The sequence below is a fragment of the Micromonospora matsumotoense genome (assembly GCF_900091525.1).
Classification (GTDB): Bacteria; Actinomycetota; Actinomycetes; order Mycobacteriales; family Micromonosporaceae; genus Micromonospora; species Micromonospora matsumotoensis.
Window position 1 is genome coordinate 200112 of record NZ_FMCU01000005.1, and the last position, 22630, is coordinate 222741.

Consider the following 22630-nt stretch of genomic DNA (forward strand, 5'->3'; position numbering starts at 1 on the left):
ACGCCCCTGGGACGGCCGGTGGCTCAGCGACCCTGGAGCGCGTCCAGGCCGATCGCCATGGCGATCACCAGCCGCCGGTCGATCTGCGGGTGCGGAACCTCGACGACGTAGCGGTCCCGCAGCCCCCACTTCTTGATCACGGAAAACACCGGCTGACCGCCGGCGGTGAAGTCGAAGTGGTACGGCAGCCACGACAGCGAGTCGACGAACCGGCGCAGCAGCGCCACCGGCATGCTGCGCTCCTGGCCGGTGATCTGCGGCAGGCCGGCCTGCTCGACGTGCCAGGTCGAGCGGAGCAGGGACTGGGCGAAGTCCTTGCGGAACAACCCGATCGGGGTGCCGGCGTGGTCGGTCACGTCGTACGTGGCACCGAGGTCGAGCCGTTGACGGGCCTTGAAGCCGAGCAGTGGTTGCTGCTTCGAGTCGTCTGTGTAGATGGTGACCTGCTCCTTGAAGGCGAGTCGCTTCTGCTGCGCGAACGCCAACAACTCGCCCTCGGTGCCGTCGGCAGCCACCGCCCGGACCTCGTACTGGTTGACCATCATCCGGATCCGCTGCCGGACGTGGAACTGGTGCTGCGTCTGCAAACTGTCTAGCTGCATGAGAACTCCTCCGAAGGGTGCGCCGGAGTCTCGCACAGCCCGACAGTCAACGCCCGCCGTCGGCGGCCGCCTTGAGTGCCCAGGTATTGAGCACCTGGTGGATGCCCCGCAGCCGCTCGTTGATCTGGTCCAGGCGTTCCGCCTGGGCCAGGCTGGCCAGGGCGGCACCCAGCGCGATCAGTTGGTCAGGGGTGAGATTCTCCTGGTCGATGGTGTAGAGCAGGTCGACGGTCTCGGCGATGGTGTCGGCCACGGCTTCTCCTCCAGGGCGGGAAGAACGGCAGGGTCGGCGGTGAGGCGGCACTCCCCATTATCGATGGAAGCGCTCCCATGCATCAATGCCCAGTTGTCCCCCGACTCAAGCGCGATCCTCGCCCTCGGATCGGACGACACCCGCAGCGACCGCCGACCGGACCCCGCTACCGGTCGACAGAAGCCGGCTGGGCAGAGGTGGGCTGGGCAGGAGCCGGTTGGGCGGGGGTCGGCTGGGTGGGAGCCGGTTGGGCGGGGGTCGGCTGGGCAAGAGCCGATTGGGCGGGGGCCGATTGGGCGGGGACGGGCATCCCGCTGGGGAGGTTGGTCAGGACCACGTCGAGGACCCGGACCGCGCCCGGCTTGGACAGCGGGTTGTTGCCGTTGCCGCACTTGGGGGACTGCACGCAGGAGGGGCACCCCGATTCGCAGCCGCACTCGACGATGGCGTCCCGGGTGGCGCCCAGCCAGGCCGCCGCCGTCCGGTAGGCCCGCTCGGCGAAGCCGGCCCCGCCGGGGTGGCCGTCGTAGACGAACACCGTGGGCGCCTCGGTGTCCGGGTGCAGGGCGGTGGACAGCCCGCCGATGTCCCACCGGTCGCAGGTGGCCATCAGGGGCAGCAGCCCGATCCCGGCGTGCTCGGCGGCGTGCAGGGCACCCGGCACGTCCGCCGCCTCGACGCCGGCCGCCGCCAGCGACCGCAGGGAGAGCGTGAACCAGACCGCGACGGTCCGCAGCTCCCGGGCCGGCAGGTCCAACGGTCGGGTGTCGATCACCTCGCCGGAGGCGATCCGGCGGCGCTGGTAGGAGACCACCTGGCTGGTCACGTCCACCTCGCCGAGGAAGAGCCCGACCGGCCCGGCGTCCCGGTAGGAGCGGACCGACACCACGGAGAGCGAGGTGACGTCCCGGGCGTGGGTGGACCAGTCGGGTTCCTCGGCGTGTACCAGCGCGCACCCGTCGTCGAGGTCCAGCGCGTCGACCACGTACGAGACGCCCTGGTGGAGATAGACCGCCCCGGGGTGGACGAGGAAATGCGCCGAGCCTCCGTCGACGGTGCCGAGCAGCCGCCCGGTGGACGCCTCCACCACGCAGATCGGTGCCCCACCCTGACCGCGCAGGTCCACCTCGGGTCGTTCCCGGTGCCGCCAGTACCAGCCGGTGGGCCGCTGCCGCAGGTCGCCGGCCTGGACCAGGTGGTCGACTGCCTCCTTCGCCCCGTCGCCGAAGAGTTCCAGGTCGGCCGGGGTGAGCGGGGACTCGGCGGCGGCGCAGGCGAGCTGCGGGGTGAGCACGTACGGGTTGGCCGGGTCGAGCACCGTCGCCTCGACGGGCCGGCCGAACAACGCCTCCGGGTGGTGCACCAGGTAGGTGTCGAGCGGGTCGTCCCGGGCCACCAGCACGGCGAGCGCCTCGTCGCCGGAGCGTCCGGCCCGGCCGGCCTGCTGCCAGAGCGACGCCCGGGTGCCGGGCCAGCCGCAGATCAGCACCGCGTCCAGCCCGACCAGGTCGACGCCGAGCTCCAGCGCGTTGGTGGAGGCCAGCCCCAGCAGGTCGCCGTGCAGCAGGGCCCGTTCCAGTTCCCGCCGTTCCTCGCGTAGGTAGCCGGCCCGGTAGGCGGCCACCCGGTCGCCGAGGCCGGGCACCGCCTCGTCCAGGGCCCGTCGGGCGTTCGCGGCGACCACCTCCGCGCCGCGTCGGGACCGGACGAAGGCGAGCGTGCGTACCCCCTCGGCGACGGTGTCGGCGAGCAGGTCGGCGGTCTCCCGCAGGGCCGACCGGCGGACCTGGGTCAGGTCGTCGGCGACGGCGACGGCGTCGGCCGGGGGCGGCAGCAGCGGCGGCTCCCAGAGCGCGAAGGTGACCCCGCCGCGCGGCGAGGTGTCCTCGGTGACGGCGGTGACCGGCAGGCCGGTGAGCCGCCCGGCGGTCACCGCCGGATCGCCCGACGTCGCCGAGGCCAGCAGGAAGACGGGGGTACGCCCGAACTGGTCGCACCGGCGGCGCAGCCGACGCAGCACGTGCGCCACGTGCGAGCCGAAGACGCCCCGGTAGGTGTGGCACTCGTCGACGATCACGTAGGTCAGCCGGCGCAGGAACCCCGACCAGTGCGCGTGCCCGGGGAGGATGCCGTGGTGCAGCATGTCCGGGTTGGTGAGCACGAACCGGGAGTGCCGGCGGACCCACTCCCGTTCGGTGCGCGGGGTGTCCCCGTCGTAGCAGGCGGGGCGTACCCCTTCCAGGTCCAGGCCGGCGACGGCGCGGAGCTGGTCGGCGGCCAGCGCCTTGGTGGGGGCCAGGTAGAGCACCGTGGCCCGGGGGTCGGCGAGCAGCGTGGCCAGCGCCGGAAGTTGGTACGCCAGGGACTTGCCGGACGCGGTGCCGGTGGCCACCACGACGTGCTGCCCGGCGTACGCCAGCTCGGCGGCCTCGGCCTGGTGCCGCCACGGGGCGAGTACGCCGCGTCGGGCGAACGCCGCCCGGAGCTCCTCGGGGGCCCACTGCGGCCAGGGCGCCTGCTGCCCGGCGCGGGCCGGCACCCGCTCGACGTGGGTGACCGGGTCGGCCCGGTGCCGGGCGCGCAGCCTGCGCAGCAGTTCGGCCGGGCCTCGCCCGGTGCCGGGGCCTGCGGTCGCGGTGGCTGCGGGGTTCACGTCCTGCACTCTCGCACTGGTGTTCGGTGCTGAACAACCGGGCCGGTGGGTATGGGGGAGCCCTCACCGGTGACCTCGTCGGGCCGTCCGGCGGGGATGGTTAGATGCCCAGGAGAGTTTACGGCTCTCGGAGGAGGACTGATGGAGCTGGCGCTGGCGACCCGCACCGTGGGGGAGCACACGGTGCTCGAGGTCGGTGGTGAGGTGGACGTCTACACCGCACCCCGACTGCGCGAACGGCTCCTGGAGTTGATCGACGGTGGCGCCCGACGGGTGGTCGTCGACCTGGGACGGGTGGACTTCCTCGACTCCACGGGTCTGGGCGTGCTGGTCGGTGCCCTGAAGCGGCTGCGCTCGGCCGGAGGGTCGTTCGCCCTGGTCTGCGACAAGGAGCCGCTGCTGAAGATCTTCCGGATCACCGCTCTGGACCAGGTCTTCCCCCTGCACCCGACGGTGGACGCGGCGATCTCCGCCGACCCCACCGCCCCCGGCGCGTGATGGCGACGGTCCGGCTCTCCTTCTCGCCGGCGCCGGTGCACGTGCGCACCGCCCGCCTGGTCGGTGTCGCGGTGGCCCGTCGGGCCGGGGTCCGGGAGGATCTGCTCGACGAGGTGCGGTTGGCCATCGGTGAGGCGTGCACCCGGGCGGTCGCTCTGCACCACCAGTACGGGCTGGCCGATCCGGTCCTGGTGGAGATGTCCGACTCCGGAGCGTATTCGGTGCGGGTGGTGGACCGGGCGCCGATCGAGGCGGGGCTGGGCCTGGCCGCGTTGAACGCCGACGAGTTGGCCAACGAGGCGTTGACCGACGAGGCGCTGACCACGGGGGTGGGCTTCGCGCTGCTCGCCGGTTTCGTGGAGGACCTCCAGGTCCGCCCGGTGGCCGAGGGCGTCGGGACCGAGGTCCGGATGGTGTGGCCGGTCGGCCGCTGATCGCTACTTTCCGTACATGAGGCGGTGACCCTTGGTGGGTCGCCGTCTCGTGGTGTTGATGGCCTCCTATATCAGATTTTTCCTCATAACACAGTTACGGAGATCATCCGGACACGGCGTCCCCCAGGTGTGACCTCCAACACTGGCCAGGGCTACAGTCTGTGGGTTGTCAGCACGTGATTCTTCCCGCAGCCAGCGAACATAGATGTTGATCATCTGCCGTCGGGGCGGGTCGGAGCAGGTGCGCCACCGCATCCAGGCGTCGGCCATACGTCCACTGGCCGGCGCGACAGTGTTCGGTACAGGAGGACATAGATGTCCGGGATCTTGGCCGCCGATAGCGGCGCGCTGTCCCTCACCGGAGAGAACCTGACGTACGTCGTCATCGCCGCGGTTATCGCGCTGGTGGCACTCGTCTTCGCCGCCGCCTTGACCAAGGCCGTGCTGGCAGCCGGTAAGGGCACCACCAACATGCAGGAGATCTCCGGCGCGGTGCAGGAGGGCGCCTCCGCCTATCTGCTCCGGCAGTTCAGGACGTTGGCGATCTTCGTGGTCGTCGCCGTCGTGCTGCTCTTCCTGCTGCCGGTGCACGACACCGACGGCAGCGAGCTGGCGGTGAAGATCGGCCGATCGGCGTTCTTCGTGGTCGGCGCCCTGTTCAGCGCGTTCATCGGCGGTGCCGGCATGTGGCTGGCCACCCGCGCCAACCTACGGGTCGCCGCGGCGGCCCGGGAGGCGGTCGGCGGCCGGGAAGCCGCCATGAAGATCGCCTTCCGCACCGGTGGTGTGGTCGGCTTCCTCACCGTCGGGCTCGGCCTGTTCGGCGCGGCCATGGTGGTCGTCTTCTTCAAGGGCGACGCACCGACCGTGCTGGAGGGCTTCGGCTTCGGCGCCGCCCTGCTCGCCATGTTCATGCGGGTCGGCGGCGGCATCTTCACCAAGGCCGCCGACGTCGGTGCCGACCTGGTCGGCAAGGTGGAGCAGGGCATCCCCGAGGACGACCCGCGCAACGCCGCCACCATCGCCGACAACGTGGGCGACAACGTCGGCGACTGCGCCGGCATGGCCGCCGACCTCTTCGAGTCGTACGCGGTGACGCTGGTCGCCGCGCTGATCCTCGGCCGCGCCGCGTTCGGCGAGGACGGCCTGGTCCTCCCGCTGATCATCTCCACGATCGGCGTCCTGGTGGCGATCGTCGGGGTCTTCATCACCCGGCTGCGCGCCTCCGACCGCAACGGCCTCACCGCCATCAACCGGGCCTTCTATCTCTCCGCCCTGTTCTCCGCGGTGCTGGTCGCGATCGCCTCCTACTTCTACCTCCAGCCGACCTGGGCCGACCTGCTCGGCCCCGAGTGGCGGGCCAGCCTCGGCGTGGACGGCGGCGACCCGCCGCTCGGCCCGCGCGGGGTGACCATCGCCGCGGTCGTCATCGGCATCGGGCTGGCCGCCGCGATCCAGGCGCTGACCGGCTACTTCACCGAGACCACCCGCCGCCCGGTCCAGGACATCGGCAAGAGCTCGCAGACCGGTGCCGCCACCGTCATCCTCGCCGGCATCAGCGTCGGCCTGGAGTCGGCGGTCTACTCGGCGCTGCTGATCGCTGCCGGGGTCTTCGGCGCGTTCCTGCTCGGCGGCGGCTCCATCACCCTGTCGCTGTTCGCGGTGGCGCTGGCCGGCACCGGTTTGCTCACCACCGTCGGCGTGATCGTCGCGATGGACACCTTCGGCCCGATCTCCGACAACGCGCAGGGCGTGGCCGAGATGTCCGGCGACATCGACGCCGACGGCGCGAAGATCCTCACCGAGCTGGACGCGGTCGGTAACACCACCAAGGCGATCACCAAGGGCATCGCGATCGCCACCGCCGTGCTCGCGGCCACCGCGCTGTTCGGCTCGTACACCGACACGCTGCGCACCGCCTACTCCGACGCGGGCGTGGGTGATGTCGGCACCGAGATCCTCAACGCGCTCAACGTCGCCAACCCGCGCAACCTGGTCGGCCTGATCATCGGTGCGGCGGTGGTCTTCCTCTTCTCCGGGCTGGCCATCAACGCGGTCTCCCGCTCGGCCGGCGCGGTCGTGATGGAGGTCCGCCGGCAGTTCCGCGAGCTGCCCGGGATCATGGACGGCACCCAGCGCCCCGAGTACGGCAAGGTCGTCGACATCTGCACCCGGGACGCGCAGCGCGAGCTGATGACCCCCGGCCTGCTGGCCATCCTCGCCCCGATCGCGGTCGGCTTCGGCCTCGGGCCGGGCGCGCTGGCCTCCTACCTCGCCGGGGCGATCGGGGCGGGCACCCTGATGGCGGTCTTCCTGTCCAACTCCGGTGGGGCCTGGGACAACGCCAAGAAGCTCGTCGAGGACGGCGCGTACGGCGGCAAGGGCTCCGAGTCGCACGAGGCGACGGTCATCGGGGACACCGTCGGTGACCCGTTCAAGGACACCGCCGGCCCGGCGATCAACCCGCTGATCAAGGTGATGAACCTGGTCTCGCTGCTGATCGCGCCGGCCGTGGTGGCCTGGAGCGTCGGTGACGACCGGAACACCCCGCTGCGCCTGACGATCGCGGCGGCCGCCACCCTGATCGTGGTCGCGGCGGTGGTGTTCAGCAAGCGCAAGGGCGTGGTGATGGACTCCACCCCGGACGGTGGGGGCACCGGCGCGGGCAACGATCCGAAACAGGTCGAACCGGCCAACGTCTGAGTGACGGCAGCGGGTCCCCGGTCGTCCCGGGGGCCCGCCGTGCCGGGCGGCGAGCGGGAATCCTGACGGCTGGCGCAATCGCCCCGAGGCCGTACGCTGCATCGCATGCGTAGGTGTCGGGCGAGTGCCGCCGGGAAGCTCACGGTGGTGGTCACCACGCTCGTACTCGTCGTCGCCGGCTGTGGTGGGGGTCCCAGCCCGCGGGCCTGGGCGGCCTCGGTCTGTGAGGCGCTCACCCCGTGGCGGGCCGAGATCAGCAAGCTCACCAGCAGCACCCACCAGCAGATGACCGCCCAGACCACCCCGGCACAGGCGAAGGAGAACCTGGTGCGGCTCTTCGCCGGTGCCGAGCAGGCGAGCGAGACGGCCCGCCGCCGGATCGCCGACGCGGGCATCCCGGAGACCGACCACGGCGACGAGGTGTCGAAGGGCTTCCGGACGTCGCTGGAGAAGATCAGGGACGCCTACGGGCGCGCCGGGGACACCATCGACACCCTGGACACCGGGCAGGCCACCGCGTTCTACGACGGTGTCCAGGCGGCGGTGGACAAGCTCAACAAGGAGTACGACGCGAGCGCGCTGGACACCGGGCGGCTCAACTCGGAGGAACTCAAGCAGGCCTTCGACGAGGTCCCGGAGTGTCGCTGAGTCGTGCCGACCCGCCCGGAGAGCCGGTGCGTCAGTTGTCGCTGTTCGGCACCGAGGCGGCCGATCCGTCCGTCGCCGATCTGTCCGGGCTGTTGGCCGGCCCGGGGGAGGTGCACCGGATGGGCCGTACCGCCCGGTTGTCCGTCGAGGTCGATGCGGCCTGGCGGGTGCACGTGCTCGTCGCCGAGCTGGCCAGGCGGGGGCTCGCGGCGGGCTGGGAGCCGACGGGGGACCAGCGCTACGTCGTGCGTACCTCGTACCTGACGACTCTCGCTCCGCTGGCGACGGCCTGGCTGGCCGGTGGGGTGAAGCGTCCACCGACGCACTTCCATCTGCACGGCCGGCGGCTGCGCCTGTGGCTGGCCGCCGCGGGGGCGGCCGACGACGCCGGTCTGCTGCTGCGCCTGCACCCCCGGGACGAGCCGTGGTGGCCGGTGGTGCGGGCGGCGCTCGCCGTGGTGGGCCTGCCGGCGGCGCTGCTGGAGGCGGAGGCGGGTGGCCCGGCGTTCCGGATCGGCGGGCGGCGGCTGGCCCGGCTCGCCGAACTGGTCGGTGACCGCCCGTCCACCGCCCCCACCCAGCTCTGGCCGTGACCGGTCCAGGGGAGTCGAGCAGCCGAGGCCGCCAAGTGTCCGATCGCGGACAGTGTTGCGGACGGTGCGCCCGCCGTCTCACTCCGTGAACAGCGGGATTTGCCCAGGTCGGGGGGCCGTCATCGTCACCGTGGCCCACTTCGGGGCCTACCCACGGTGTACGGTGGCGCCGTCCGGCCGCTGCGGCCGGCGCGGCGTCGGCGCTGCCGCCGCGCGGACGCTGATTGCCGCCCCCGGGACCCGGAACCTGGGCGGCGCGTTACGTTGGACATCCGGACCAACAGCGGTCCGGCGGGCCCACCACGGGCCCGAATCGGGCCTGGAGCAGGAGTGGGGTCGGGGAGAGACGTGCCGAGCAAAGCTGGAACCACCCGTCTGGTCATCGTCGAGTCACCGGCGAAGGCCAAGACGATCTCGGGCTATCTCGGCCCGGGGTACGTCGTGGAGGCCAGCTTCGGCCACGTCCGGGACCTCCCCCGTAACGCCGCCGACGTGCCGGCCAAGTACAAGGGTGAGCCGTGGGCCCGGCTCGGGGTGGACGTCGACAACGGTTTCCACGCCCTCTATGTCGTCTCCGCCGACCGTAAGCAGCAGATCAGCAAGCTGGTGAAGCTCGCCAAGGAGGTCGACGAGATCTTCCTGGCCACGGATGAGGACCGGGAGGGCGAGGCGATCGCCTGGCACCTGGTGGAGACCCTCAAGCCCAAGGTGCCGGTCAAGCGGATGGTCTTCCACGAGATCACCAAGCCGGCCATCCAGGCCGCGGTGGCCAACCCCCGGGAGATCGACCGGGACCTGGTCGACGCCCAGGAGGCCCGCCGCATCCTCGACCGGCTGTACGGCTACGAGGTCTCCCCGGTGCTGTGGAAGAAGGTCATGCCGAGGCTCTCGGCGGGCCGGGTGCAGTCCGTGGCGACCCGGATCGTGGTCGAGCGGGAGCGCCAGCGGATGGCCTTCCGCACCGCGGAGTACTGGGACATCCTCGCCACCCTGGCGGTGGCGAAGCCGGGCGAGGGCCCGCGCACGTTCAACGCCACCCTGGTCGCCCTGAACGGTGACCGGATCGCCACCGGCAAGGACTTCGAACCGACCACCGGCAAGGTCCGCCCCGGTGCGGGCGTGGTGCACCTCGACGAGAGCGGCGCCCGGGGCCTGGCGGCCCGCCTGGCGGAGCGGCCGTTCACCGTCACCCGGGTCGAGGAGAAGCCCTACCGTCGTCGCCCGTACGCGCCGTTCATCACCTCCACCCTCCAGCAGGAGGCGGCCCGCAAGATGCGGTTCTCGTCGCAGCAGACGATGCGCACCGCGCAGCGGCTCTACGAGAACGGCTACATCACCTACATGCGTACCGACTCGGTGAACCTGTCGGAGACCGCCATCACGGCGGCCCGCCGGCAGATCGTCGAGCTGTACGGCGAGCACAGCGTGCCGCCGGAGCCGCGCCGCTACACCGGCAAGGTGAAGAACGCCCAGGAGGCACACGAGGCGATCCGCCCGGCGGGGGACAACTTCCGCACCCCGGGCGACGTGGCCAAGGAGCTGTCCGGCGAGGAGTTCAAGCTCTACGAGTTGATCTGGCGGCGCACCATCGCCTCGCAGATGACCGACGCGGTCGGCTCCAGCGTCTCGGTGCGCATCCGGGCGGTCTCCGCCGCGCAGGAGGAGGCGGACTTCGGCGCGACCGGCAAGACCATCACCGACCCGGGCTTCCTGCGCGCGTACGTCGAGTCCAGCGACGACGAGAACGCCGAGGCGGAGGACGCCGAGCGGCGGCTGCCCACCCTGGTCAAGGACCAGCCGCTGGCCGCCGACGAGCTGACCGCACAGGGCCACCACACCCAGCCGCCGTCGCGCTACACCGAGGCGTCGCTGGTCAAGTCGCTGGAGGAGCTGGGCATCGGCCGCCCGTCGACGTACGCGTCGATCATGCAGACGATCCAGGACCGCGGCTACGTCACCAAGCGCGGCCAGGCGATGATCCCGACGTTCCTGGCGTTCGCGGTGATCGGGCTGCTGGAACAGCACTACCCCCGCCTGGTCGACTACGACTTCACCGCCAGTATGGAAAACGAGCTGGACGAGATCGCCGGGGGCGACCACGCCGCCGTCGACTTCCTCACCGCGTTCTACTTCGGCAGCAGCAACGGCACCGGTGACCAGGCCATCGCCCACGCGGGCGGGCTGAAGAAGCTGGTCACCGAGAACCTCAGCGACATCGACGCGCGCAGCGTCAACTCGATCCCGCTGCACACCGACGACGAGGGGCGCGAGGTCGTCGTCCGGGTCGGCCGGTTCGGGCCGTACCTGCAGCGGGCCCTGCCCGGCGAGCAGCCGACGCCGAAGGTCGACGGCGAGGAGGGCGGCAGCCCGGGTGACCGGGCGCCGATCCCGGAGGGGCTGGCCCCCGACGAGCTGACCCCGGAGAAGGTGCACGAGCTGTTCCTCGGCGGTGGCGGCGAGCGCAAGCTCGGCGACGACCCGGCCACCGGGGAACCGATCGTGCTCAAGTCCGGCCGGTTCGGCCCGTACGTCGCCAGCGGCGAGCGGAAGTCGTCGCTGCTGCGGACGCAGACCCCGGACTCGCTCACCCTCGACGAGGCGTTGAAGCTGCTCAGCCTGCCCCGGCTGCTCGGCGTCGCCCCGGACGGCGGTGAGGTGGTGGCCAACAACGGCCGCTACGGCCCGTACGTCAAGCGGGGTGACGAGTTCCGCTCGCTGGACTCCGAAGACAAGATGTTCACCGTCACGCTGGACGAGGCGCTGGCCCTGCTGGCCGCCCCGAAGGCCCGCCAGCGTCGGGCCGCCGCGCCCCCGCTGCGCGAGATGGGCGTCGACCCGCTGACCGAGAAGCCACTGGTGATCAAGGACGGCCGGTTCGGGCCGTACGTCACCGACGGGGAGTTCAACGCGTCGCTGCGGCGCGGGCAGACCCCCGAGGAGCTGACCATCGCGCAGGCGTCGGAGATGCTCGCCGAGAAGCGGGCGAAGGGTCCGGCACCGAAGAAGGCGGCGGCGAAGAAGGCCCCCGCCAAGAAGACGGCGGCCAAGAAGGCCACGGCGACCAAGGCGACGGCGGCGAAGAAGACCGCGGCCGCCGCGAAGTCCACGGCCGCCAAGAAGACGACCACCGCCAAGACCACCACCACCGCCAAGGCCACCACGGCGAAGAAGGCCCCGGCCAAGAAGGCCACCCCCCGCAAGGCCACCACCGCCGCCGAGTAACCCACCCACCCCACCCACTCCGCCCGGCGGGGTCCGGCAGGTTCTGCGGATCTTGGAAGGAAACGGCCCCCAGAGGGGCCAGATTCTTCCAAGATCTAGCCGTTGTCCACAGGGGTGGCGCGCGGAAGCTGTGGGTGGGCAGGGTTGAAGGGTGAGAGTTCGGGGCGGGTGGTCTGCGCGGTTTTCCACCCCACCGATCGACCTGTTGCTGCCGGCGTCGGCACGCCGTGACACGTTGCCGCAGGGGGTACGGGCGCACCGGACCACGCTGCTGACCCGTCGGGACGTACGCGCCGTCGGACAGCCTCCGCGTCCGGTGCCGGCCCGGTCGATCGTCGACGCGGCCCGGTGGGCGGCCAGCGGTGACGAGGCGCGCGCCATCGTGGCCGCCGCCTTCCAGCAGCGCCTGGTGGCGGACGAGGAGATCGACGAGGTGATTGCCCGGCTGCCTCGGGTGCGTCGCCGGGCCCTGATCGTGGCGACCGCCGCCGATGCGATCGGCGGCTCCCATTCGTTGAGCGAATTGGACTTCCCCGATCTGGTGCGCCGCGCCGGCCTGCCGCTGCCAACCCGGCAACAGATCCGGTACGACTCTGCCGGGCGACGCCGCTACCTCGACGCGTACTTCGCACAGTGGCGGGTGCATGTCGAGATCGACGGTGGACAGCATCTCGACCCGGCCCACGCCTGGGCCGACCTGCGCCGGCAGAACGCCCTCTGGATCGAGGGCGAACGTGTCCTCCGTTTCCCCTCCTGGGCACTGCGTAGCCGGCCCGACGAGGTCGTCGCTCAACTCCGTGCCGCTCTCCGCGCCGCAAGCTGGCCCGGCTGATCCACCCCCACCCCAGAGGGCCCATGCCCGCTCACCCCTGGCCCGCGTGCTGCCACGATGAAGTGCAAACCGATGGCGGCGGTGATCTCCCCGGCGGCCACCGTCCTGTCCTGCCCGGTCTTCGCGCAGAGATCTTGGAAAGAAACAACCCTCTTGGGGGCCACGTCCTTCCAAGATCGCAGCGGGCAGCGGGCAGCGGGCAGCGGGTGAGTGGGTGAGTGGGTGAGTGGGCGGTGGGGTGGGGTTGGTTAGGGGCCGAGGATGTGGTCCAGGTGCGCGTTGGTGAGGACCCGGCCGGGGTCGAGGCGGGCGCGGAGGTCCTGGAAGTCGGCGAACCTCGGGTACGCGGTCGCCAGGGACGCCGCGTCCCGGTAGTGCAGCTTGCCCCAGTGGGGTCGGCCCCCCAGCCCCGCAGCGACCTCCTCGAAGGCCCGGAAGTACGGCTCGTACGGCATCCCGACGTACTGGTGGACGGCGAGGTAGGCCGAGTCACGCCCGTAGCCGTGGGACAGCCAGATGTCGTCGGCGGCGGTGAACCGCACCTCGACCGGGAAGAGCACCTTGAACGGCAGCCGGTCGACGATGCGGCGCAGCTCTGCCAGCGCCTGCGGCAGGGCGGCGCGCGGGATGCCGTACTCCATCTCCACGAAGCGGACCCGGCGCGGGGTGCAGAAGACGGTGTCGGAGCGGCCGGTGTAGGTGCGTTCGGTCAGCGCCCGCGCGGACACCGCGCTGATGGTGGGGACCAGCGGCGGCACGGCCCGGCCCAGCCGGCAGGCCCCGGCGAAGACCGTGTTGGCGAGGAGTTCGTCGTCCAGCCAGCCCCGCCAGCGCGGCAGCGGCCGGTCGTCGGCCGGCACCCGGTCGTTGGTCTTGAGCTGCACCCGGTCGGTGTACGGGAACCAGTAGAACTCGACGTGGTCGTGCCGGCCGACGAGTCCGGTCAGATCCCCCAGCACCTCGTCCAGCGGGGCGGGGCGTTCGTGCGCGCGCAGGGTGAAGGCGTCCACGCAGCGCAACGTGACGTCCACGAGCACCCCGAGCGCCCCCAGCCCGACCCGGGCGGCGGCGAAGATCTCCGGGTGCTCCCCGGCCGAGCAGCGCAGCACCTCGCCGGTGCCGGTGACCAGGGTGAGCGCCTCGACGAAGGTGGAGAGGCAGCCGTACGCCGCGCCGGTGCCGTGGGTGCCGGTGGAGATCGCCCCGGCGATGGTCTGCGCGTCGATGTCGCCCAGGTTGGGCATCGCCAGGCCGTGCCCGGCCAGCAGTGCGTTGAGCGCCCGCAGGGTGGTTCCGGCGGGCACGGTGACCAGTCGGGCGTCCCGGTCGACCCGGACCTCGGTCCGCAGGGCGGACAGCTCCATCCGCCGCCCGTCGGACAGGGCGATGGGGGTGAACGAGTGGCCGCTGCCGACCACCCTGATCCGCTCACCCGCGCCCGCCACGTCCAGGACCGCCTCGGCTATGTCCTCGACGGTGGTAGGGCGCAGGATGGCGGTGGCGACGCTGTGTTGGTTGCCAGCCCAGTTGGACCAAGCGGTGGCGGTACCGGCCATCGGCGCTCCTCGACATGAATGTGAACTGCCTTCATATCAGGAACGTTGTGCCTGGTAAATACCGCAATCGAGGTCCGCTCGTTGTACCGGTAGTCACGGTCTCGTGACATGTGGATATGTTCTTCCGTCGAAGGGGGGTGGCGTCGAGTGTCCACACCAGCCGCCACGACCGGGCCGCTGCGCCGCGTTCCGGTGCAGGGTCGAAGTGTCGCGCGCGTCCAACGGATGTTGGACGCCTGTGCCGAACTCGTCGACGAGGTGGGTTACGAGGGGTTGACCACCACGTTGCTCGCCGAGCGGGCCGAGGTGGCGATCGGGTCGGTCTACCAGTTCTTCCCGGACAAGCGGGCGATCGTGCAGGCGTTGACCCTGCGCACCATGGAGTCCTACCTCCAGCGCCTCGACGAGCGGTTCGCCTCGGACGACCTGGCCCACTGGTGGGACGGCGTCGGCGCGGGCATCGACGAGTACATCTCGATGCACCGCACCGTCCCCGGGTTCCGGACCCTGCACTTCGGCGACGTGGTCGACCTGCACCTGCTCGACGAGCAGCGCGACAACAACGGGGTGATCGCCGACCAGTTGGCCCGGGTGCTCACCGAGCGGTTCGGCATGGCCGACGAGCCGCGCCTGCGGTTCTGCCTGGAGATCGCCGTCGAGGCCGCGGACGCCCTGATCAAGCTGGCGTTCCGCCGCAAGCAGGAGGGCGACGAGCGGGTCCTGGCCGAGGCCAAGGCGCTCATCCGCGAATACCTGCACCGGCATGTCGAGGCCCCCACCGCGCCCGTCGCCCAGCCCTGACCCGCGTCAGCCCTGAGCCGCGTCAGCCCTGAGCCGCGTCCAGCCCTGAGCCGCGTCCAGCCCTGAGCCGCGTCCAGCCCAGGGCGTGGGACGCGGTCAGAGGAAGGCGTGCCCCTCGCCCCGGTAGGTGGGCACCGTGCCGACGACCGTGTCCCCGTCGACCAGGTGCAGTTCGTTGACCCGTTCGCAGAGTTCGCCCGCCTTGGCGTGGCGGAACCAGACCCGGTCGCCGATCCGCAGCCCGGCTGCGGCGGCGCCGGTGAGCGGGGTCTGCACCTCGCCCGCGCCCTCGCTGCCGACCAGCTTCAGCCCGGCCGGCAGCCACGGCCGGGGCAGCCGGCTCGTGGCGGCGGGACCGGAGGCGATCCAACCGCCGCCCAGCACGGTGGCGATCTCCGGCGTCGGCCGACGGACCACCGCGCAGGCGAAGAACGCCGCGGGGGCCGGCCGCCAGGCCCGGTAGGCGTCGAACAGCGTCGGCCCGTACAGCCCCGATCCGGCGGTGACCTCGGTGACCGCGGGGTCGGCGCTGGTAGCGGCCACGCTGCCGGTGCCACCGCCGTTGACGAACTCCAGGTCGGCGTGTTCCCGGACGGCGGCCACCGCCGCGCCCCGGCGGGCCAGCAGTTCCCGGTACGACCCGCGTTGGGCGATCCGGATCGCGGCGCTGAGCGCGGCCTGCCCGGGCGGGGCGTCCCCGAGACCGGCGATCTGTGCCTCGTACGACATCAGGCCGACCAGCCGGAAGCCGGGTCGGCGGGCGACGGCGGCGGCCAGCGCGCCGGCCGCCCGGGCGCTGTGCACCGGCGAGCGGCGAACGCCGACGTGCACCCGCCCGCGCAGCGGTCGCCAGGAGGCGTCCAGGTCGAGGCAGACCCGCAGCTCGGGGCGGCGGCCCGGCGGGCACACCCCGTCGATCAGGTCCAGTTGTTCGGTGCTGTCGATCATGAGGGTGACCGCCGCGGCGAGCTGCGGGTCGGTGGCCAGTTCGGCGAGCGCCCCCCGGTCGGCGGTCGGGTAGGCCACCAGCGCGTCGTGGGTGACGCCGGAGCGGACCAGCCAGTTCGCCTCGGGCAGGGTGAAGGCCATCACGCCGGCCCACCCGGGTTGCCGGAGCGCCCGGGTGAGCAGGTCGCGGGCCCGGATCGACTTGCTGGCGGCGCGGACCGGCTTGCCGGTGGCGCGGGCGGCCAGCGCGGCGGCGTTGGCGTCGTAGGCGGTGAGGTCCACCACGGCGTAGGGCGGGTCGAGGTGGGCGGTCGCCTTGTCGAGGCGTTCGCGCAGGGTGTCGCTGTCGATGGCCACGAATGCACGCTAACTGTCCGGACGGAAATGCGAAAGCTCCTCACGTCCTACCGGGCTGCGGTCGGTGGTGTTCGCGGCCTAGGCTCGGCGAGCAGGAGAATGTCGCCGGTGGGGAGGCTCCCACCGGGTCTAGAGTGTTCCACCGGGACTGCCCAGTGTTGGGCCGGCACGTGGAGGTACGGCCATCGAAAGCCAGCAGAACGGCGAGTCGTCCGGCGCGTCGTCATCCGGCCCACCGCCCGGCGGCTCCGCCCAGACCGATCGGTCCGGCGCGGCGGCGATCCGGTCCGTGTTGCGCATCAGGCCGTTCCGGCGGCTCTGGATCGTGCTCGGCGCGGCCTCCTTCGGCGACTGGCTCGGCCTGCTCGCCACCTCCGTCTTCGCCGCCGCGCAGGTGTCCGGCAGCACCGCCCAGGGCGCCGTGTTCGGTGGCGTGATCGCGATCCGGCTGTTTCCGGCGCTGGTGCTGGGGCCGGTTGCCGGCTTGCTCGCCGACCGGTTCGACCGGCGCTGGACGATGGTCATCTGCGACCTGCTGCGGTTCGTGCTCTTCGCCTCGATCCCGCTGGTCGCGCTGCTCGGTGTCCAGGGCGGCGTGGTGGTCACCTGGGCGGCGATCGCCACCTTCCTCATCGAGTCGATCACCCTGCTCTGGATTCCGGCCAAGGAGGCCGCGGTCCCCAACCTCATTCCGCGCGCCCGGCTGGAGACGGCCAACCAGCTCACCCTGATCACCACGTACGGCCTGACCCCGGTCGCCGCCGCGATCGCCCTGGCGGTGCTGGACCGCACCGTGCGGGGGATCACCGGCGGGGAGATGCCCGGCTGGGCCGAGCCGGCCCAGCTCGCCCTCTGGTTCAACGCCTTCTCCCGGCTGGCCACCGCGCTGGTGGTGACCTTCGGCATCAAGGAGATCAGCCAGGCCCAGGCGCGGGAGCGGGGTGAACGCGCCGAGCAGGGCATGTTCAGCCAGTTCACCGAGGGCTGGAAGTTCATCGGCCAGACCCCGCTGGTCCGGGGCCTGGTGCTGGGTATCTTCGGCGCGTTCGCCGGCGGCGGCATCGTGATCGGCACGGCCAAGTTCTTCGCCGCCTCGCTGGGCGCCGGTGACGCCGCCTTCTACATGCTGTTCGGCGCGATCTTCATCGGTCTGGCGATCGGCATCGGGCTCGGCCCGATGATCGTGCGGGACATGTCCCGCCGACGCTGGTTCGGCATGAGCATCGTGCTGGCCAGCGCCTCCGTGCTGGTGCTGGCCTTCGCCATCCACCTGTCGATGGCCATCCTCGGCGCGATCATGGTCGGCGCGGGTGCCGGCATGGCCTTCCTCGCCGGCACCACGCTGCTCGGCGGCGAGGTCGCCGACGAGGTACGCGGCCGGGTGTTCGCCGTGGTGCAGATCGGCACCCGGCTGGTGCTGATCCTGGCCATCGCGCTGAGCAGCCTGCTGGTCGGGGTCGGTGGCTCGCGCCAGCTCGCTATCGCCGACCTCGGCATCTCCGTCTCCTCCACCCGGCTGTTGCTGCTCGCCGCCGGCCTGGCCGGCATCTTCGCCGGGATCAGCGCGTTCGGGCAGATGGACGACAAGAAGGGCGTGCCGGTCCTGGCCGACCTCTGGGGTTCGATGCGCGGCCGGCCCCTGATGCCGGCCGAGCCGTTCGTCTCCAACGGGCTCTTCGTGGTCTTCGAGGGTGGTGAGGGGGGCGGCAAGTCCACCCAACTGGAAGCGCTCGCCGCCCGCCTGCGCGAGCAGGGCCGCGACGTGGTGATGACCCGCGAGCCGGGCGCCACCGTGGTGGGGGAGCGGATCCGGGCCATGGTGCTGGAGGACTCCGGCGCGGACGCGCCGTCCCCGCGCGCCGAGGCGCTGCTGTACGCCGCCGACCGCGCCCACCACGTCGCCACCGTGGTCCGGCCCGCCCTGATCCGGGGTGCGGTGGTGATCAGCGACCGGTACGTCGACTCGTCCCTGGCCTACCAGGGCGCCGGCCGTACGCTGCCGGTCGAGGAGGTCTCCTGGCTCTCCTCCTGGGCCACCGGTGGGCTCAAGCCCGACCTGGTGGTGCTGCTCGACGTCGACCCGCGTACCGGCCTGTCCCGGGTGGCCGCCCGCAATCAGGGGGCCGACCGGCTGGAGGCCGAATCCGTCGCCTTCCACGAGCGGGTCCGCTACGCCTTCCTCGACCTCGCGGCCAACGATCCGAAGCGTTACCTGGTGCTCGACGCCGCCCGCCCGGTCGAGGAGATCTCGGGTCTGGTCGGTCGCCGGGTCCAGGAACTCCTGGTGGACCCGGCCGGCATCGTGCACCCCCGCCCGGCGCAGGGACCGGACACCTCGGTCCAGCCCGAGTTATCCGACACGGAGCTGGTGGGCATGGAGCACCGCACCTGATGTCGGACGTCTTCGCCGACCTGGTCGGTCAGGACGACGCGGTCGACACGCTGCGCCGGGCCGCCGCGTCCGCCGCCGCCGTGCTCCACGCCGCCCACCTCCCCCCGCCCGCCGCCACCGGTGGCCCGGAGCACGACGCCCTGGACGATCACGCCGACGCCGACGCCGACGCCGACGCCGACGCCGACGTGGTCGGGGGCACTGCCGCCCCGGACGCGACGGTCGTCGACCCGGCGGCCGGGATGACCCACGCCTGGATCTTCACCGGTCCGCCCGGCTCCGGCCGTTCGGTGGCCGCCCGCGCCTTCGCCGCCGCCCTCCAGTGCGTGCACGGCACCGGCTGCGGCGTCTGCCCCGGCTGCCACACCACACTCACCGGCACCCATGCCGACGTACGGCTGGTGGCCCCCGAGGGGCTCTCCATCGGCGTCGGCGAGATGCGCGCCCTGGTGCTGCGGGCGGCGAGCACCCCGTCCGGCGGGCGCTGGCAGGTGGTGATCATCGAGGATGCCGACCGGCTCACCGAGGCGGCCGGCAACGCGTTGCTCAAGGCGGTCGAGGAGCCACCGCCCCGCACGGTCTTCCTGCTCTGCGCCCCGTCCACCCACCCGGAGGACGTCTCGGTGACGATCCGGTCGCGCTGTCGGGTCGTACCGCTGCGGCAGCCCTCGGCGGTGGCGGTCGCCGAGGTGCTGGTCCGACGGGACGGCATCGCGCCCGACGTGGCGCAGTGGGCGGCAGCCGCCGCGCAGGGGCACGTGGGGCGGGCCCGGCGGTTGGCCCGCGACCCCGAGGCGCGCCAGCGCCGGGACGCGGTGCTGGCGGTGCCGCGTCGGCTGACCGGGGTGGGCACCGCGCTCGACGCGGCGTCGGCGCTGATCGAGGCGGCCGAGGCGGAGGCGGCGGCCTCGGTGGCGGAGTCCGACGCGGCCGAGCGGGCCGCCTTGCAGACCGCGCTGGGCGCCGGCGGCACCGGCCGGGGCGCGGCGGGCGCGACGCGTGGCTCCGCCGGCCAGCTCAAGGACCTGGAGAAGCGGCAGAAGTCCCGGGCCACCCGGGCCCAGCGGGACGCCCTGGACCGGGCCCTGGTGGACCTGGCCGGGTTCTACCGGGACGCGCTCACCTCGGCGTGGCGCGCGCCGGTCGCCCCGGTGCACACCGACACCGCCCCGCTGGCCGAGGCGGGTGGGCAGAAGTGGGCCCCCGAGGGCTCGCTGCGCCGGTTGGAGGCGGTGCTGGAGTGCCGGGCGGCGATCGAGGCGAACGTGAAACCCCGCATCGCCGTGGAGGCGATGATGCTCTCCCTCTGGCGCGGCTGACCCCCGTTTCCGCCCATCGACACGTGTTGACGGCGTGCGGTACGGTCCCGGTGGGCCGCGGTGATCGTGGTGGCACGCAGGGTGAGGTCGACCTGGGGGGAGATCGGATGCCGCGCGGCGAGATCGACGAGGCGTGGATCGAGGAGGCGGTGCGGCGGTACCGCCGGATCGAGTCCCTCCAGGCCGAGTTCGACCGGGCGGTCGAGACCGTCGAGGTGACCGTCCGATCGCCCGACGGGCTGGTCGAGGTGGTGGTGACGGCGGGGGGCCGGATCACCGACGTGCGTTTCCTCGGGCCGCTGCACACCCGCCACCCCCGGGACGTGGCCGGCTCGGTGCAGGCCGCTGTCACCGCCGCCGCCGACGCCGCCCAGTGGGCCCGGGAAAAGCTGCACAACGAGACCTTCACCGCCTACCGCCCGCTCGCGGGGGCCTGAGATGGACGCCCTGCGCGCCCTCGCCGCCCGTCTCGACGAGGCCAGCGCCACGCTCGCCGCCCTGGCCCGTACGGTCACGGTGAGTGATCCGCCGCACCCGGCGTTCGGCGCGCACGCCGCCGGCCGTCCCGGCGAGGTCGGTCGGGCCCTGCACCGGCAGTGGACCGCCGCCACCGACGGCCGGGCCCGCGAGGCGGGTGCCGCCGCCGCCCGGTTGGCCGCCGCGGCGTCGGCCGTCCGCAGCGCCGCCGACCGCTACGCCACGGCCGACGACGCCGCCCGCCGCCGGCTGGCCGGGGAGGCGTGATGGACCCGCTGGATCGGCTCGCCGAGCCCGGCCTGGACCTGCTCGCCCGGGTCGACACGCTGCTCGCCGCCGGTGCCCCCGAGGGGCATCCGGTCTGGCCGTTGCTGCGCCGGATGCAACTGCTGCCGGGGGAGGCCCTGCGCGCCTTCCTCGACCTGCACCCCGCACCGCTGGCGACCGCCGGGCACGCCGTGCGCCGGCTCATCCGGGGGTACGACGACGCCTGCGCCGCCCTCACCGACCCGGGCGTCTGGTCCGGGCCGGCCGGCTCGTCCTACGACGAGGCCCGCACCGCCCTGCTGCGCCACCTGGACGAGGGTCCGGAGAGCCTGGTGGGCCGGTTGGAGTCGACCGCCGGTTATGCCGACGCGCTGGCCGACTGGGTGGAGGGCAGCCGGTGGGCGGTGGCCCGGGTGCTGGCCGAGGTGCTCGGCTCCACCGAGGCGGTCCGGGTCCGGGCGGCGACCGCCCCCGGTGCCGGGCCCGCCGTCGGGTCCGGTGCGGCGGCCGAGATCGCCACCCGGGTGCTCTCGGTGCTGGGGGTGGCCTACGACGGGGCCGAGACGCTGCTGCGCCAGTGGACGCCGAGCCTGGCCGAGTCGACCTGGCGGTCGACCAGCGGGTCGTCGTACCACAGCGGACCCCTGCGGATCGGCTGACCGTGACCGGGTCTGCTCCCCGGCGGGATGCCCGCCCTCCGTGCCCGGCCGGGCCCCGTCGATCCGTCGTAGGCTGATGGCATGGGCATGCTCTGCGCGGTCAGCTTCAACCGGTACGGGCGGCTCTACTACCTCGACCCGGGGGAGTTCCGCCCGCAGGTCGGCGACCGGGTGCTCGTCCCCACCGACGACGGCCCCGAGGTGGCGGAGTGCGTCTGGGCGGCGCAGTGGGTCACCGAGGAGACCGACGGCTTCCCGAAGCTGGCCGGGCTGGCCGGCGACGACGACCTACGCCGCGACGAACTGCTGCGGCGGCGCAAGGCCGAGGCGAAGGTGGCCGCGAAGCGGCTGATCCGGGAGCATGGCCTGCCGATGAAGGTGGTCGCGGTGGATCACGTCCTCGCCGCCGCGGAGGGCACCGGGGACCGGACCACTGTCTATTTCACCGCCCCGCACCGGGTGGACTTCCGGTCCCTGGTCCGGGACCTGGGCGCGACCCTGCACTGTCGGGTGGAGCTGCGGCAGCTCTCCGCCCGGGACTCGGCCCGGGTGCAGGGTGGCATCGGCTCCTGCGGTCGGGACCTGTGCTGTGCCACCTTCCTCAACGACTTCGAGCCGGTGACCATCCGGATGGCCAAGGATCAGGATCTCCCGTTGAACCCGCTGCGGATCTCCGGCGCCTGTGGCCGGCTGATGTGCTGCCTCAAGTACGAGCACCCGTTGTATGCCAAATTCACCGAGTCCGCCCCGGCGGTCGGCAGCCGCGTCACCACGCCGGAAGGGGAGGGCCGGGTGGTCGGCCACAGCGTCCCGAGAGACGCGGTGACCGTCCGCCTGGACGCCGACGGCTCGCGCTCCCTGTGCTCCCGCGCCGACGTCTGCGGCTCCCGCAGCGCCTACGAGAGCCGTGACCTGTCCGGCCCCGACGGGGCGGCGCGCTGATCGACGTGCCCCCGTCTGCCGGTTCGCAGGTGTCGCTCGCCTGCCGCCAGGGGCCGGCGCTTCAGGCGCGGTCGTGCAGGGTGACCTGGTAGCCGTCGGGGTCGGCGAAGGTGAACGTCCGGCCGAAGGGGCCGTCGACCGGTGCGGCGACGATGGGGTGTCCATCGGTGACGAGGGCGTCGTGGATGGCCTGCACGTCCGTGGCGTGGAGCCAGATCGCGGCACCGATGCCGGGCTGGGCGACGGAGTCGAGATCGGTGCCGGGGACGACGTCACGCAGGGCGAACGCGATCGGTTTGGTCGCGAAGACGACGGCGTGCGGGGGGCCGGCCGGCGAGCGGACGAGGCCGAGATAACGCTCGTAGAACGCCTGCGAGGCGGCGAGGTCGCGCGCCTGGAGCGAGATGAAGTCCGGGCCGGTGACGGGCATGGTGGCGATACTCCTTCTTCCATGTCAGGTTCCTGACACAGCTC

At 72.6% G+C, this 22630-nt stretch carries 20 protein-coding genes; 14 read left to right on the plus strand and 6 right to left on the minus strand.

The window, feature by feature from the left end:
• Positions 1 to 23: 23 nt before the first annotated feature.
• The 3 genes from GA0070216_RS12870 to GA0070216_RS12880 form a co-directional block, all read right to left on the minus strand.
• Positions 24 to 602, minus strand: coding sequence for an LURP-one-related family protein (locus tag GA0070216_RS12870; protein ID WP_091244515.1), 579 nt, complete (start codon positions 600 to 602; stop codon positions 24 to 26).
• A 46-nt stretch (positions 603 to 648) separates the two neighbouring features.
• On the minus strand, positions 649 to 855 hold the full coding sequence (locus GA0070216_RS12875; RefSeq protein ID WP_091244518.1) for a hypothetical protein: 207 nt from the start codon (positions 853 to 855) through the stop codon (positions 649 to 651).
• A gap of 166 nt (positions 856 to 1021) precedes the next feature.
• The gene (locus GA0070216_RS12880; RefSeq protein ID WP_245722468.1) at positions 1022 to 3517 is read right to left on the minus strand and encodes a DEAD/DEAH box helicase; all 2496 of its coding nucleotides are present in this window, start codon (positions 3515 to 3517) and stop codon (positions 1022 to 1024) included.
• Positions 3518 to 3649: 132 nt separating this feature from the next.
• Between GA0070216_RS12880 and GA0070216_RS12885 the strand changes: the two genes are divergently transcribed.
• The 7 genes from GA0070216_RS12885 to GA0070216_RS12915 all read left to right on the plus strand — a co-directional run bounded on the left by GA0070216_RS12885 (position 3650) and on the right by GA0070216_RS12915 (position 12438).
• The gene (locus GA0070216_RS12885) at positions 3650 to 4006 is read left to right on the plus strand and encodes an STAS domain-containing protein (protein ID WP_091244521.1); all 357 of its coding nucleotides are present in this window, start codon (positions 3650 to 3652) and stop codon (positions 4004 to 4006) included.
• Positions 4003 to 4440 carry an ATP-binding protein gene (locus GA0070216_RS12890; protein ID WP_091244524.1) on the plus strand — a complete coding sequence of 146 codons (438 nt, stop codon included), beginning with the start codon at positions 4003 to 4005 and terminating at the stop codon, positions 4438 to 4440. The genes GA0070216_RS12885 and GA0070216_RS12890 overlap by 4 nt, the downstream gene beginning before the upstream one ends.
• A gap of 315 nt (positions 4441 to 4755) precedes the next feature.
• The gene (locus GA0070216_RS12895; RefSeq protein WP_091244527.1) at positions 4756 to 7143 is read left to right on the plus strand and encodes a sodium-translocating pyrophosphatase; all 2388 of its coding nucleotides are present in this window, start codon (positions 4756 to 4758) and stop codon (positions 7141 to 7143) included.
• 105 nt (positions 7144 to 7248) lie between these two features.
• Positions 7249 to 7791 (plus strand): hypothetical protein, encoded by a 543-nt coding sequence (locus GA0070216_RS12900; RefSeq protein ID WP_091244530.1) that lies wholly within the window; start codon positions 7249 to 7251, stop codon positions 7789 to 7791.
• Positions 7782 to 8384, plus strand: coding sequence for a hypothetical protein (locus GA0070216_RS12905; protein WP_176738945.1), 603 nt, complete (start codon positions 7782 to 7784; stop codon positions 8382 to 8384). Before GA0070216_RS12900 ends, GA0070216_RS12905 begins: the two co-directional genes overlap by 10 nt.
• A 348-nt stretch (positions 8385 to 8732) precedes the next feature.
• Positions 8733 to 11606 (plus strand): type I DNA topoisomerase, encoded by a 2874-nt coding sequence (gene topA / locus GA0070216_RS12910; RefSeq protein ID WP_091244534.1) that lies wholly within the window; start codon positions 8733 to 8735, stop codon positions 11604 to 11606.
• A gap of 151 nt (positions 11607 to 11757) precedes the next feature.
• Positions 11758 to 12438 (plus strand): DUF559 domain-containing protein, encoded by a 681-nt coding sequence (locus GA0070216_RS12915; RefSeq protein WP_091244537.1) that lies wholly within the window; start codon positions 11758 to 11760, stop codon positions 12436 to 12438.
• 248 nt (positions 12439 to 12686) lie between these two features.
• Here the strand turns inward: GA0070216_RS12915 and GA0070216_RS12920 are convergent, their stop codons facing one another.
• Positions 12687 to 13994: a D-arabinono-1,4-lactone oxidase gene (locus tag GA0070216_RS12920; RefSeq protein ID WP_091244539.1), complete on the minus strand. Its 1308-nt coding sequence runs from the start codon at positions 13992 to 13994 to the stop codon at positions 12687 to 12689.
• Between the two features lie 225 nt (positions 13995 to 14219).
• Here GA0070216_RS12920 and GA0070216_RS12925 point away from each other — a divergent pair, with 225 nt between their 5' ends.
• The gene (locus tag GA0070216_RS12925; protein WP_091244542.1) at positions 14220 to 14795 is read left to right on the plus strand and encodes a TetR/AcrR family transcriptional regulator; all 576 of its coding nucleotides are present in this window, start codon (positions 14220 to 14222) and stop codon (positions 14793 to 14795) included.
• 96 nt (positions 14796 to 14891) lie between these two features.
• Here GA0070216_RS12925 and GA0070216_RS12930 read toward each other — a convergent pair whose 3' ends face one another.
• Complete coding sequence (locus tag GA0070216_RS12930) at positions 14892 to 16100, minus strand: alanine racemase (RefSeq protein WP_091244545.1); 1209 nt, start codon at positions 16098 to 16100, stop codon at positions 14892 to 14894.
• A gap of 325 nt (positions 16101 to 16425) precedes the next feature.
• On the opposite strand from GA0070216_RS12930, the gene tmk reads away from it, so the two are divergent.
• The 6 genes from tmk to GA0070216_RS12960 all read left to right on the plus strand — a co-directional run bounded on the left by tmk (position 16426) and on the right by GA0070216_RS12960 (position 22156).
• The gene (gene tmk, locus GA0070216_RS12935) at positions 16426 to 18492 is read left to right on the plus strand and encodes a dTMP kinase (protein WP_091244549.1); all 2067 of its coding nucleotides are present in this window, start codon (positions 16426 to 16428) and stop codon (positions 18490 to 18492) included.
• Positions 18492 to 19811: a DNA polymerase III subunit delta' gene (locus GA0070216_RS12940; protein WP_091244552.1), complete on the plus strand. Its 1320-nt coding sequence runs from the start codon at positions 18492 to 18494 to the stop codon at positions 19809 to 19811. Before tmk ends, GA0070216_RS12940 begins: the two co-directional genes overlap by 1 nt.
• 107 nt (positions 19812 to 19918) lie before the next feature.
• Entirely contained in the window at positions 19919 to 20248 is a 330-nt protein-coding gene (locus GA0070216_RS12945; RefSeq protein WP_091244555.1) for a YbaB/EbfC family nucleoid-associated protein, read from the plus strand.
• Between the two features lies 1 nt (position 20249).
• Entirely contained in the window at positions 20250 to 20555 is a 306-nt protein-coding gene (locus tag GA0070216_RS12950; RefSeq protein ID WP_091244558.1) for a hypothetical protein, read from the plus strand.
• Complete coding sequence (locus GA0070216_RS12955; RefSeq protein WP_091244561.1) at positions 20555 to 21214, plus strand: hypothetical protein; 660 nt, start codon at positions 20555 to 20557, stop codon at positions 21212 to 21214. The genes GA0070216_RS12950 and GA0070216_RS12955 overlap by 1 nt, the downstream gene beginning before the upstream one ends.
• Before the next feature lie 81 nt (positions 21215 to 21295).
• The gene (locus tag GA0070216_RS12960) at positions 21296 to 22156 is read left to right on the plus strand and encodes a PSP1 domain-containing protein (RefSeq protein ID WP_091244564.1); all 861 of its coding nucleotides are present in this window, start codon (positions 21296 to 21298) and stop codon (positions 22154 to 22156) included.
• Between the two features lie 61 nt (positions 22157 to 22217).
• On the opposite strand, the gene GA0070216_RS12965 is transcribed toward GA0070216_RS12960, so the two are convergent.
• A complete protein-coding gene (locus GA0070216_RS12965; protein WP_091244568.1) occupies positions 22218 to 22586 on the minus strand; it encodes a VOC family protein in 369 nt (122 codons plus the stop codon).
• Between the last annotated feature and the right edge of the window lie 44 nt (positions 22587 to 22630).

Bases quoted from the DNA above. Each gene is read 5' to 3' on its own strand.
- GA0070216_RS12950 (WP_091244558.1), top strand. From the start codon at position 20,250: ATGGACGCCCTGCGCGCCCTCGCCGCCCGTCTCGACGAGGCCAGCGCC.
- GA0070216_RS12895 (WP_091244527.1), top strand. From the start codon at position 4,756: ATGTCCGGGATCTTGGCCGCCGATAGCGGCGCGCTGTCCCTCACCGGA.
- GA0070216_RS12925 (WP_091244542.1), top strand. From the start codon at position 14,220: ATGTTGGACGCCTGTGCCGAACTCGTCGACGAGGTGGGTTACGAGGGG.
- GA0070216_RS12955 (WP_091244561.1), top strand. From the start codon at position 20,555: ATGGACCCGCTGGATCGGCTCGCCGAGCCCGGCCTGGACCTGCTCGCC.
- GA0070216_RS12870 (WP_091244515.1), bottom strand. From the start codon at position 602: ATGCAGCTAGACAGTTTGCAGACGCAGCACCAGTTCCACGTCCGGCAG.
- GA0070216_RS12920 (WP_091244539.1), bottom strand. From the start codon at position 13,994: ATGGCCGGTACCGCCACCGCTTGGTCCAACTGGGCTGGCAACCAACAC.
- GA0070216_RS12960 (WP_091244564.1), top strand. From the start codon at position 21,296: ATGGGCATGCTCTGCGCGGTCAGCTTCAACCGGTACGGGCGGCTCTAC.
- GA0070216_RS12965 (WP_091244568.1), bottom strand. From the start codon at position 22,586: ATGCCCGTCACCGGCCCGGACTTCATCTCGCTCCAGGCGCGCGACCTC.
- GA0070216_RS12945 (WP_091244555.1), top strand. From the start codon at position 19,919: ATGCCGCGCGGCGAGATCGACGAGGCGTGGATCGAGGAGGCGGTGCGG.
- GA0070216_RS12900 (WP_091244530.1), top strand. From the start codon at position 7,249: ATGCGTAGGTGTCGGGCGAGTGCCGCCGGGAAGCTCACGGTGGTGGTC.
- GA0070216_RS12940 (WP_091244552.1), top strand. From the start codon at position 18,492: ATGTCGGACGTCTTCGCCGACCTGGTCGGTCAGGACGACGCGGTCGAC.
- GA0070216_RS12885 (WP_091244521.1), top strand. From the start codon at position 3,650: ATGGAGCTGGCGCTGGCGACCCGCACCGTGGGGGAGCACACGGTGCTC.